The 11,795-nt window shown below is 36.4% G+C and carries 14 protein-coding genes; 9 read left to right on the plus strand and 5 right to left on the minus strand.

The features are described from left to right. Nucleotides 1-228 precede the first annotated feature (228 nt). From ilvD to B1NLA3E_RS10955, 4 genes are all read left to right on the plus strand, one after another. Nucleotides 229-1,908 (plus strand): dihydroxy-acid dehydratase, encoded by a 1,680-nt coding sequence (gene ilvD, locus B1NLA3E_RS10940; RefSeq protein WP_187292173.1) that lies wholly within the window; start codon nucleotides 229-231, stop codon nucleotides 1,906-1,908. A gap of 189 nt (nucleotides 1,909-2,097) precedes the next feature. Next, entirely contained in the window at nucleotides 2,098-2,874 is a 777-nt protein-coding gene (locus B1NLA3E_RS10945) for an SGNH/GDSL hydrolase family protein (RefSeq protein ID WP_041580464.1), read from the plus strand. A gap of 12 nt (nucleotides 2,875-2,886) precedes the next feature. Next, a complete protein-coding gene (locus B1NLA3E_RS10950; RefSeq protein ID WP_015593904.1) occupies nucleotides 2,887-3,795 on the plus strand; it encodes an ABC transporter ATP-binding protein in 909 nt (302 codons plus the stop codon). Then, nucleotides 3,788-4,768, plus strand: a complete 981-nt coding sequence (locus tag B1NLA3E_RS10955) for an ABC transporter permease subunit (protein ID WP_015593905.1) — start codon at nucleotides 3,788-3,790, stop codon at nucleotides 4,766-4,768. The genes B1NLA3E_RS10950 and B1NLA3E_RS10955 overlap by 8 nt, the downstream gene beginning before the upstream one ends. 62 nt (nucleotides 4,769-4,830) lie before the next feature. Here the strand turns inward: B1NLA3E_RS10955 and B1NLA3E_RS10960 are convergent, their stop codons facing one another. The 3 genes from B1NLA3E_RS10960 to B1NLA3E_RS10970 all read right to left on the minus strand — a co-directional run bounded on the left by B1NLA3E_RS10960 (nucleotide 4,831) and on the right by B1NLA3E_RS10970 (nucleotide 7,160). After that, on the minus strand, nucleotides 4,831-5,094 hold the full coding sequence (locus B1NLA3E_RS10960) for a zinc ribbon domain-containing protein (protein WP_015593906.1): 264 nt from the start codon (nucleotides 5,092-5,094) through the stop codon (nucleotides 4,831-4,833). Nucleotides 5,095-5,425: 331 nt separating this feature from the next. Then, nucleotides 5,426-6,598 (minus strand): MFS transporter, encoded by a 1,173-nt coding sequence (locus tag B1NLA3E_RS10965; RefSeq protein WP_015593907.1) that lies wholly within the window; start codon nucleotides 6,596-6,598, stop codon nucleotides 5,426-5,428. Nucleotides 6,599-6,632: 34 nt separating this feature from the next. Next, nucleotides 6,633-7,160 carry a PadR family transcriptional regulator gene (locus tag B1NLA3E_RS10970; RefSeq protein WP_015593908.1) on the minus strand — a complete coding sequence of 176 codons (528 nt, stop codon included), beginning with the start codon at nucleotides 7,158-7,160 and terminating at the stop codon, nucleotides 6,633-6,635. A gap of 248 nt (nucleotides 7,161-7,408) precedes the next feature. On the opposite strand from B1NLA3E_RS10970, the gene ppnP reads away from it, so the two are divergent. Next, nucleotides 7,409-7,726 carry a pyrimidine/purine nucleoside phosphorylase gene (ppnP, locus tag B1NLA3E_RS10975; protein ID WP_015593909.1) on the plus strand — a complete coding sequence of 106 codons (318 nt, stop codon included), beginning with the start codon at nucleotides 7,409-7,411 and terminating at the stop codon, nucleotides 7,724-7,726. A gap of 84 nt (nucleotides 7,727-7,810) precedes the next feature. Here ppnP and B1NLA3E_RS10980 read toward each other — a convergent pair whose 3' ends face one another. Then, nucleotides 7,811-8,290, minus strand: a complete 480-nt coding sequence (locus B1NLA3E_RS10980; protein WP_015593910.1) for a hypothetical protein — start codon at nucleotides 8,288-8,290, stop codon at nucleotides 7,811-7,813. A 234-nt stretch (nucleotides 8,291-8,524) separates the two neighbouring features. Here B1NLA3E_RS10980 and B1NLA3E_RS25305 point away from each other — a divergent pair, with 234 nt between their 5' ends. The 4 genes from B1NLA3E_RS25305 (at nucleotide 8,525) to B1NLA3E_RS10995 (ending at nucleotide 11,004) form a co-directional block, all read left to right on the plus strand. Further along, nucleotides 8,525-8,662: a hypothetical protein gene (locus tag B1NLA3E_RS25305; RefSeq protein WP_187292174.1), complete on the plus strand. Its 138-nt coding sequence runs from the start codon at nucleotides 8,525-8,527 to the stop codon at nucleotides 8,660-8,662. A 231-nt stretch (nucleotides 8,663-8,893) separates the two neighbouring features. After that, entirely contained in the window at nucleotides 8,894-9,592 is a 699-nt protein-coding gene (locus tag B1NLA3E_RS10985; protein ID WP_015593911.1) for a GNAT family N-acetyltransferase, read from the plus strand. Nucleotides 9,593-10,017: 425 nt separating this feature from the next. Then, nucleotides 10,018-10,488: a CBO0543 family protein gene (locus B1NLA3E_RS10990; protein ID WP_015593912.1), complete on the plus strand. Its 471-nt coding sequence runs from the start codon at nucleotides 10,018-10,020 to the stop codon at nucleotides 10,486-10,488. Between the two features lie 39 nt (nucleotides 10,489-10,527). Beyond that, nucleotides 10,528-11,004: a hypothetical protein gene (locus B1NLA3E_RS10995; RefSeq protein ID WP_015593913.1), complete on the plus strand. Its 477-nt coding sequence runs from the start codon at nucleotides 10,528-10,530 to the stop codon at nucleotides 11,002-11,004. Nucleotides 11,005-11,477: 473 nt separating this feature from the next. Here B1NLA3E_RS10995 and B1NLA3E_RS11000 read toward each other — a convergent pair whose 3' ends face one another. Then, nucleotides 11,478-11,753 (minus strand): ATP-binding protein, encoded by a 276-nt coding sequence (locus B1NLA3E_RS11000; RefSeq protein WP_015593914.1) that lies wholly within the window; start codon nucleotides 11,751-11,753, stop codon nucleotides 11,478-11,480. Nucleotides 11,754-11,795: the final 42 nt, after the last annotated feature.

Below are 11,795 nucleotides of genomic sequence, written 5' to 3' on the forward strand. Positions count from 1 at the left end.
AGCGCCGAGGAGGCTCACCGCCCGCCCCGTGGAAAGCGAAGCGCCTGGAACGGAAATCAACATTCTAGTTTAATAGAGCCAAACTTTAAAAAAAGAAAGATTAAGTGGTTCACAAATGTTCTGACTAATCTAAACCTTTTTAAAAATCTATAAATATAGTAAAAATAATGGTACAATAATAAATACTTAAATTTCACTAAAAAAAGTAAGAGTGTGGAGGGAATTAAATTGGCAGAAATGCGTAGTAATATGATAAAACAAGGTTATGACCGAGCACCACATCGGAGTTTGCTTCGTGCAGCAGGAGTAAAAGAAGAAGATTTCAACAAACCATTTATCTGTGTTGTTAACTCATATATTGATATTGTTCCAGGACATGTACATTTACAAGAGTTTGGAAAAATTGTTAAACAAGCAATCCGTGATGCTGGCGGTGTGCCATTTGAAATGAATACAATCGGCGTGGATGATGGAATCGCCATGGGACATATCGGAATGCGCTATTCACTTCCGAGCCGTGAAATCATTGCTGATTCAGTTGAAACAGTTGTTTCTGCACATTGGTTTGACGGAATGGTTTGTATTCCAAACTGTGACAAAATTACTCCAGGGATGATGATGGCAGCCCTTCGCGTCAATATTCCAACAATCTTTGTCAGCGGTGGCCCGATGAAGGCTGGTAGAGATTCAAAAGGTAATGCTCTTGACCTGACATCTGTTTTTGAAGGAGTAGGAGCTTATCAGGCTGGTAATATTGATGAAGCAAGATTACAAGAAATTGAAGAAGTAGCATGTCCTACCTGTGGATCTTGTTCAGGAATGTTTACAGCAAACTCAATGAACTGTTTGGCAGAGGGACTTGGTCTTGCACTCCCTGGTAATGGAACCATTTTAGCTGTAGCTGAAGAACGGAAAGAATTTGTTAAAAAATCTGCTACTCAATTGATGGAACTCATCAAACAGGATATTAAGCCTCGTGATATCGTAACGATTGATGCGATTGATAATGCATTTGCACTAGACATGGCGATGGGTGGTTCTACAAACACGGTTCTGCATACTTTAGCTTTAGCCCATGAAGCTGAAATTGACTATTCATTAGAACGTATCAACGAAATTGCAAGTCGCGTGCCGCATCTAGCAAAGATTGCACCAGCATCGGAATATCATATTGAAGATGTACATAATGCAGGCGGCGTTAGTGCAATTATCAATGAATTGCTTAAAAAACCAGGTGCTTTTAATGGAGATTGCCTAACTGTTTCAGGTAAAACAATCCGCGAAAATGTTGCTGGTTCCGATATTTTAGATAAGGATGTCATTCGGCCACTAGATAATCCACATTCTGAACGCGGAGGACTTGCAGTATTGTTTGGGAACTTAGCACCAGATGGCTCAATTATTAAAGTAGGAGCAGTAGATGCTTCTGTAGGTGGTTACCATCGGGGTCCTGCAATTTGTTTTGATTCACAAGAAGAATCACTTTCCGGAATTATCACAGGTAAAGTTAAAGAAGGAGATGTTGTGGTTATCCGCTATGAAGGTCCTAAAGGTGGACCAGGTATGCCGGAAATGCTTGCACCAACTTCGCAAATCGTTGGTAGAGGACTTGGAGCCAAGGTTGGTTTGATTACAGATGGTCGTTTCTCTGGTGCATCTAGAGGTATTTCCATCGGTCATATTTCTCCAGAAGCAGCAGAGGGAGGACCTATTGCATTTGTCGAAGATGGTGACATTATTGAACTAGATTTGAATAATCGAACAATTAAATTGGAAATTTCAGATGAAGAATTTGCAAGACGGAAAGCTAATTGGAAAGGCTTTGAGTCTAAAGTTAAAAAGGGTTATCTTGCTCGTTACTCTAAGCTTGTTACTTCTGCCAGCACTGGTGGAGTTATGAAAATTTAAAGTTTTAAGTCAGATTGGCTGAGAAAAGACCGGTTGTACTGGTTTTATTCTCAGCCATATTTTTTTTAAAAAAATTGCTAGTTTGTACTCTTTTATAAAGGGGATAAAAGGATATAATGATTCTATTATGAAAGATACATGTGGTAGTTTCACCAATATCTGTATCTAATCCAGAAGGTGGGAAATTGATTGAAAAAAATATCGGTGTCATTTGTTGCGGTCACTTCCTTTTTGGCTTGTTTGATTTGTATCGGAGGTTTGGGATTGACCCTTTATGATTATTTCGATACTTCAAGCAAACCTTTAGCAAAGACAACAGTTAAGCCTGAAACAAAGAATGTTGAAAAGCGGGTCCAAATCGTGGCATTGGGTGATTCGTTAACGAGAGGGACAGGTGATTCTGAGGGTAAGGGCTATGTCGGGAATTTAGTTGCTGATCTTGAGAAAAAAACCACCCAGAAGCTTTCAATTAACAATATGGGGATAAAAGGATTAACATCAGTTCAATTAGCTAGTCAAGTGAAGGAAGTCGAGGTTCAAAGGGAAGTTAAAAACGCAGATATCATTTTGATTACGATTGGTGGAAATGACCTCTTCCGCGGAGGACAAGGGCTTACCAATTTAAGTGATCAAGCTTTGCAACCAGTTGAGGCACAATATGAACAAAACTTAAATTCAATCCTCTCGCAGATACGGTCCGTCAACTCGACTGCAAATATTTTTATGATTGGCTTGTACAACCCTTTTATTAAGTTAGAAAATGCAGAACAAACATCAAAAGTTGTCCGTGCTTGGAATTTTAAAAGTGCTGAAATCAGTGCCTTATATCCAAAAACAGTATTCGTTCCAACCTTTGATTTATTTCAATTAAATGTGAATCAGTACTTATACACCGATCAATTTCATCCTAATACAGAGGGCTATCGCCTGATTGCTGAACGGGTTGCCTCATTAATCACATTGTAAAAGAGGGAGTATATGAGCGAAATTACTATGTCTGTCGAAGGGCTTCGTAAGGTCATCGGCAAAAAGGAAATTATTAAAGGAATCAATTTTGAGTTAAAAAAAGGGGAAGTTTTTGGGTTTTTAGGACCTAATGGAGCTGGGAAAACAACAACGATTCGGATGCTAGTCGGGTTAATTCGGCCGACCTCTGGATCCATACATATTTGTGGTTATAATGTGGCAACACAATTTACAAAAGCCATGCAGTATATGGGCTGCATCGTCGAAAATCCTGAATTGTATCCGTATTTAACAGGATGGGAAAATTTAAATCATTTTGCGGGAATGCTCAATAAGATTGAAGACGATCGAATCAAGTATGTAACCGAGCTGGTAGGTCTGCAGGAAAGAATCCACGACAAAGTGAAAACTTACTCCTTGGGAATGAGACAAAGGTTAGGGATTGCTCAAGCCCTTCTCGGTAAGCCAAAAGTATTAATATTAGATGAACCTACAAATGGTCTTGATCCATCCGGCATTCGCGATATGCGAAAATTTATTCGTTATTTGGCCGAAGAGGAGGGACTTAGTGTATTAGTATCAAGTCACTTATTAGGAGAAATCCAACTTTTGTGTGATCGGGTTGCGATTATTTCTAAGGGACAAATTATTCATACCGAAATGGTTCACGACCTCTTATCACATAAAGAGCGGTTAATTTGGAGATTCTCTCCGTTCAATGAAGGTTTTCGGATTTTAAATGATTTAACAGATGCAAAAATTGAAGGAGAGAAAGTCATTACTCCATATGTTGAAAAAAGTGTGGGAGACTGGAATTGTAGATTGGTGGAAGCAAATGTTACAGTCTTGGAAATGAATCGGAAGCTTCCTTCACTGGAAGATTTTTTTTTAGAAATGACTGGAGGGGATTCTATTGAATAACCTCGTCCAAAATGAACTTTTAAAGCTTGTTCGAAAAAAGAAAATGATCGTCGTTCTGTTAATCATGGCTGTGCTTATTTCGATGTTTACATATGCTCAATATCGAGAGAAAGAAAGGGTACAGGAAAAGCTAGGTACGCGAGATTGGCGCACTACGTTGCAACAGGATATTGTTGATAAGCAAAACAGAATCAGTAGCACCGGGATATCTGAGGAATGGAAAAAACAACTACAGATTACCATCTCTCAGCAGCAATTTTACCTTGACCATGATATTAATCCAGCCGAGCCAGGGGCACCAACATTTGTAAGAGAGTTCTTGATGCATACGATACAGCTCCTGCTTCCACTATTGGTTATGATTATTGCAGCGGACATTGTTTCATCTGAGCATAGTGCTGGGACTGTGAAGCTACTACTAACGAGGCCCGTGAAAAGATGGCGAATTTTAATGAGTAAATATATCACTTTAATTCTGTCTGTTTCTTTTTTGGTCTTGGCCTTCGCGGTCCTTTCATATTTCATTTCGGGAATCGTGTTTGGATATAAAGGGTGGTCAGCCCCAGTTTTAACAGGATTTGTCGTTGAAAAAGGAGAACTAAGTACAGCAGCAGTTCATCTCATTCCACAATGGAGATTTTTGCTAATGGTATTTGGTTTAGCCTGGTTTGTATCCCTTGTTGTTGGAACATTATCTTTCATGTTGTCTACATTAATCAAGAGTACCGCAGCAGGGATGGGCGTAATGCTTGCTTGTTTAATATCAGGAGCCATTTTAACTAGTATGGTTTCTTCTTGGGAGTCTGCGAAATATTTATTTATGGTGAATTTGACTCCAACAGATTATTTAACTGGATCAGCTCCTCCGATTGAAGGAATGACACTTGGTTTTTCATTAATGGTCCTTTTAATATGGGGTGTAGCTGGGATATTTGTTTCATTTTTCACTTTTACTAGGAAAGATATATATTAGGCTGATGTGAGAATAACAAAACACCTTGCGAATTTCGCAGGGTGTTTTGTATTTTAATCAAATTATGAATTTTTCCAACGCTCTAATTTATGTATATTTCTTGTGAAAAAACCTGACATAAATTTCGGTAACCCGAATTCAGCAATTTTATCTTGAACACGTTGTTTCATTTCATCTACTGTGAGATTAGGAAGGACAAATTCTCCATTCTCAAAGCAGTGACTACAATACATATCACTTTTTTGTCCATTCTTTTCTGTTCCTCCACCTTTTTCATCCTTTGAAAGTGGCATCCCACAGCTCTGGCAATTTTTATTTTTACTCATGCAATCGCCTCCAGTTAATCTTCATTCACATTATAGTCTTTTTCAATTTTAGGTTCAATTCGATCCTAGCAACAACAAAGGAATATATGCTGATATTCACTTAACTTTGAATAATTTCGACTAAATGTGTAAATCATAAAATGACAAGAAAAATTCGAACATTTAAAGTCCTTTGATCTTGAATAATCCACCCATCCCATTTGAGAGAGGGGTGGAAAAGATTCAAACCTCATTAATCACTGCGAAAAATAAAGAAAAGGCTGATAAATTTTTATCAGCCTATTTCAATGGGGTTTTATTAAAGTTCAAACAGATATGGTTGTTTCCTCTACTAATTTGACACCACTTCAACCTTTTTTGCCTTTACAATGTAGATTCGGTAAAGAACAAAGGCAAATAATGAAATAATCGCCCCTGAAATATAAGGAATTCCGATGGCAATGGTGTACAGCCATCCCCCAAGTGGAGGCCCTACAATTCTACCAAAGGAATCAAAGGAAGACAGAAGTCCAGTTGCACTGCCATGTCCTGCTGTTGTAGTTTTCGTAAGGAGCGAAGAAATACTTGGACGAATAACACCATTCCCAATTCCAAAAATCGTTAAATAGATGGCAGCAGTCGTAAAATTATGAACGAGTAAAATCAGCGCGAACCCGATGGCTGAAATGATAATTCCAGCTTGAATAACAGGACCTTCTCCGTATTTTTTAGTTAATTTCCCCATTAACCCACCTTGAACAAAAGCTCCAGCAAGTCCCATGATCATAAAGACGTAACCCATTTCTGTGGCATCCATTCCTGCTTTTTTTGCAGCAAAATAGGCGAATGTTGCTTCCAACCCTGAAAGGGACAAGGATATAAACAATTGTAAAATGAAAAGGATGGACATTGCCCCACTCAAGGAATGCCATAAGGATATTTTCTTTTCAACATGCTCACGTCGGTGCTCGGCTGATAAAGATTCTTTTAATAGGAAGACAACAAGTAATAACGTCACTACTGAGGAGATCGCCGCGATATAAAAAGGGAGGCTTAAACTGATTTTGGAAAAAACTCCTCCAATCGCTGGCCCAAACACAAATCCAAGCCCGATAGCTGCCCCTATTGCCCCCATGCCTTTCCCACGATCTTCAGGTGTTGTAATGTCGGCAACATAGGCCATCGTAGTAGGCATTGTAGCTGATGATAAAAATCCACCAATAATCCGTGCTGCAAACAACCACCACAAATTAGTTGAAACAGCCATCATTAAGAAAGAAATTGCCAGACCAGCAATACCAATCAACATAACTGGTTTTCGACCCATACGGTCAGAAATTCTGCCCCACATCGGTGCGAATAGGAGTTGTAATAAGGAGTAAACAGCCATTAATAGACCAAGTTCAGTTGGAGACGCCCCAAATTCTTCAGCATAAAAGGGAAGAACAGGAATCATAATTCCGAAGCCAACATAGACAAGAAACATAATGAGGAACAAGATGAGTAATGACTTATTTTTTTTCAATATATTTCACTTCCTACCTTTTAATTAATATTTTTTATTCACCGTTTGATTTCATTTTTAAAATTTGCAGGGACTTTTGTAAAAATTGTACTTCTGCTTCCAACATGATTTTTTTATGCTCAACTGCTAAATTGACTCCAATCCCATTCCCATGACTTGGGGTTTGGATGAGACCTTCCAGAATCTTTTTGCTTCCGTTCAGCCTTTTTTGTAGGGCAGGTATCGCTTTTTTGATTGGGAGATGGTCGAGAAACATAAGACCAATATCTCCCTCAAAAAAAACATTCTCAGGTGAGGATAAATTTTCAATAAGCAATTGATAAAAGCATTCTATTCCTTTTTCATTGATCGAATAAACTTTGCGTGGGGGACGGTTCCCTTCTTGCTCATGTTGTACATCAATATAGCCCTGCTTGCTAAGTTTATCCAGTGTAGCGTAGGCTGTTGGTTTTTTCATATTCGTCATCGTACTTAAATTTCTCTCGATAAATTCATTGATTTGATAGCCATGTTGATCCTGTGCCATGAGCAAACCAAGTAAAATAAGTGACCGATTGTCCATATAAACAGTTCCTTTCCGGTGTTTGAGTTAAATTTATCACATTTATAGTCATTTTGTGAATAGTCTTGCTTGACTATTCAATAATAAAAATTTAATAATCAATTCGAAGGGTTTGAGTTATTATGATAGAATTATCCACATTGAGGATGGAACGGCAAAAGAATCTTAAGGTTGGTTCTTTAAAAATTAAAGTGTAAATTATTATTCTTTTATGATAAATTAGAAAAATATATGAAAGGGTGATAGACTTGTCGCAATTAACAGATGTTACGATTATTAAAAAAGCAAATATTTATTTTGATGGAAAAGTCACTAGCAGAACGGTTTTGTTTCCAGACGGAACTAAAAAGACCTTGGGTATTATGCTTCCAGGTGAGTATGAATTTACGACTTCCCAGAGGGAAGAAATGGAGATCCTTGCTGGAAAATTAGAATATAAATTGACTGGTGAATATTGGGAAAAAATAGAAGAAACCGGAACTTTTTATGTACCAGCTAACGACAGTTTTTTACTAAAGGTTCATACAGTTGCTGATTATTGTTGTTCTTATCATGAAGAGTCATAATAAGTTGGAATTATTAAGCGTTTAAATAGAATGGGAGTCTCCTAATATCGGAGACTCCTTTTTAGATTTCATCCTAAAGCACACTTAAAAATCAATTTGTACCATTCCATATAAAGTATTAAGAACAGATTCGGCCTCTTGTTGTTTCCCTTGAGGAATTGGAATAAAGAATTCTGCAATGGTTTCTGATTCGCCAGCTGAGAATTCGATTTTAAATTGAATACAAGGCGGATTACCCGTTTTAATCCGTAACTGTTTAAATTTAGAAAATTGATTCCAACTGTAAAAAATGACGTTTCCAAGTAATATTCCGTCTGAACAAATATAGACCTCCTTACAATCTGATAATTTCTTTTTATACCAGAATAGGGCACTGCCTATTCCTTGAAATTCGGCAATGTTAATAGTATCGTCGTACGTCCAATGAACAAGAAAGGACTTTTCACCGCTTAATATCTTGCTTCTTACCTTTTGTGTTTTTTTCTTTGTATACCATACGATTGAATAAACAATTAATCCCATTAATAGGATAAAGCCAATAATAAAAGGGAGATAAAAACTCATCTTTATCACCACCCTTAAATAGATAGTCTTACCTATATTATTTTTAACTAGGGATGTTCATGCCAAAATTAATCAAACTATTCATTAATTGTCTTTTAAACCTAAAACTAAAGCTGTTTTCTTTTTACCTCAATTAAGTTTCAAATAATTCGAAAAACATATTGACGAGATTTTTAATCTGTTATATATTATTAATAATAAAAATAAATTGTTATATAACAGGGAGGTGAAAAAATGGAGATGTATCGAGAAGCATATGAATCTTATAAAGAGGCTTGTGAAAATTTTGGGATGGAGTCAATCAACTTTAATCATTTCGTAAAACATTTAACAACAGAACAATTGCATGAATACAGTAAGAATTCCAATTAAACTATAGGACGTGATTACTACGGAACCTCATGTGAAAATCAAACAATAACCCTGCCAGGTATAATGATACCAGGCAGGGTTATTGTGTGTTTATGGAAAAGATCTTACTTTATGGATAAAATAGGAATGGACAAAAAATAATGAAAAGGAAAGATGGGGTCTTATGCCAATCTATCAGAAACCGAATCGATTTATCAATGAAATCTCATTATCATATAGCTGGGGAATGCTATGACCATTAGATGGGATGAAATAACAGATGATTATTTAATTAATTTAGATATGGTCTTAAAATTATATGATCAAGCCTTTCCGATTGAAGTGAGAGAACCACATGATATTTTTTTAAAAAGTTTACAATATTCGAGAAATAGGAAGCCAAATAATTTCCGATTCTTGATAGGTTTTAATGGGGAGCAACTTGTTTCTTTTGCAACAGGCCACTATTTAGCTGATGTAAATTCTGGGTTTATTGTCTATATAGCAACAAATCCGAAGGTACAAAGGCATAGAGGGGTAGGCTCTAAAACCTTACTTAAAATGGAAGAGTTATTACACAAGGATGCTATTTCTGCAGGAAATGCTTCGTTAAAAGCAGTAATCTTAGAAACAGAATCACAGGAAATGGTACATACCGAAACAGAAAGAAAAGATTGTATTAAAAGAAATCGATTTTTTGAAAGAAATGATTATAAAAGATATGAAAATATCGAGTACCTACAACCACCATTACATGGCGTTGGTAATAATATCCCACTCAATCTTTATATTAAAGGTTTACAAAAAAATAAAATAACTAAAGAAGAAATCATGGGATTTATTCGTGCTATTTATAAAGAGAAATATTACTTAGTAAATGGAATCGATAAACAGGTTCTTAACAATTGTTTTGAAAAGATGGGAATGGGAAACGAAGTCTTTTTAGTATAGGCTGTGTTAAAGCTCAAAGTTAATTTTTTGAACAATGTTGATCTTCGTTACAGGCACGAAGACTCCTGCGGGAGCAGCGGGACAGGTGAAACCCCACAGGCGCTTAAGCGCCGAGGAGGCTCACCGCCCGCCCCTAAGGTGTGCGAGTGCCTGGAACGGAAATCAACATTCTAGTTTAACAGGGCCATATTATAAAGGATTGTTAAAACCTGTCAAATCTTTGTAATAAATGCAACTGTTACTGTTGCAGAAGGGGTAAAAGAGTGGGAATCGATAAAATAAGCTACGATTGGCTCTTTCTACACATATTTCACTTGCAAGTATTGAACAGTATTATTTTAAGAATATTTTAAAGGATAATATTAATTTGATTTGGTAATTTTAATATTAATCAAATATAAATCCTTTGGGAAGGTTGTTTTTTTATGGAGAAAAAAATGTTAAACGGACTTTTTGCTTTGTGTATGGTTTCCTTGCCATTTTTATTTAAAGGGTCAAAAATGAGAGAAAATCTAGTTATTTTCTTCTCAAAAGGAGTTTTGGCAACACTTATAGATGCTTATGTTGTTGGTTCCAAAAGAGTCGAATATCCAGCCCGACCTTTTCCTAAAATTTTCAAAACCAACATTATTTTTGATATGCTGTTTTTTCCAATTCTAAGTGTCATCTGGGTTAAACAATCCTATAATGATAATTTGGGGAAAATTCTTTTGAAAAGTTTGACATGGAGTATCCCCATGAGCCTCGGTCAATGGTATTTTGAAAAAAACTCCAAATTATTCAAATGGAAAAAATGGTCGCCATTCCATACGTTTGGAAGTGTAAGTTTTACTTTATTTACGATAAGAGGATTTGTTTCATTGTTAAGAAGGCTAGATAAATTCAAGAATGCATAGGTTAAGCAAAATATATAAAGAATAATAAAGGTTGATTATATGAAGAAAACGGATAAGTTAGAAGCAATTCTTTGGAGCATGGCATTTCCAGGTTTTGGACAATTATTAAATGGAAACCTGATAAAAGGAATAATTTTTATTCTTTTAGAATTCACCATTAATGTAATGAGTTCATTTAACAAAGCTATCATGTTGAGTTTTCTCGGGAAGATAACGGAAGCTGCTAGAGTGGTTGATTACCAGTGGCTAATGTTTTACCCTTGTGTTTATTTGTATGCAATGTACGATGCTTATAAATTTTCAGACGGAGAAATTCCTCATTTATCGTTTCTCCCATTTGCTTTTGGAGCCTATTTTGTCACAATAGGTCTTATGTACTCACCAAATATATTTCTCGGTATAACATTTGGTCCCATTTGGTTTCCAATGTTGTCTCTAATTCCTGGTTTAGCAAATGGATTTATTATTCGTTATCTTTTGATAAAAATTACTTCGAGATCCAATTATAGTGAGTGACCTTCCAAAGATGACAAAAACCCTAACAAGGGTATTCATTAGTAAATTGTTTTATTCAATTTGCCAAATTTTACAAAGACCATTAATCACCGAAGTTTATCGTACATTTGAAAGTCTTACATAAAAAGATCGTTCCGAATCGCCTCCAGAACGGCACTTTACTCAATAAGCCGCTTCTACAATTTCGAAATCCTCATGTTTCGGAGTTGATTGTCGATATTTTTTATATCACAAATCTCTTAGAGTAAGTAAATTATTCGTATATATATAATTCAGCCTATTTATACATTCTCTCCTTAGCATGGATGTATTTTTTGCTATTTCACCTTAATAATTGATCCCTCCTCTGCAGTCGGTTTTTGGTATACTTTGTAAGTTTGTTCTAAAAAACTTTCAGGTAAACGCCACAACGCTCTGTTCCGTTTTTTACAAGTTTCTAAATCAGTATCAACATGGAAAATTTCCAAAGTAAGTCAGAATTCCTTAGCAACACGGATCCATCTTTTACGCCGATCCCTAGTTCTGTTTGTGGAATCAACAACCACTTTATGTCCACTTTTTAACAATGAACGTACCATGAGTTCAGCGGTCTCCCACACGACTGGTTCAGCCTCAGCTTTAAAAGTTTGGCCATGTAAAGCTAGCCTGATGTCGTCAATAGATACGCGAGCCCACCCTTGCTTTTGAAGATTTTTACCGTATGTTGATTTTCCGCTTAGTGGTATCCCACACATAATACCCAGTTTCACTCTACATCTCTCCTAAATAGATTCGCACCTACACTCTACATG

This window comes from Bacillus sp. 1NLA3E (genome assembly GCF_000242895.2).
Lineage (GTDB): Bacteria > Bacillota > Bacilli > Bacillales > Cytobacillaceae > Bacillus_BU.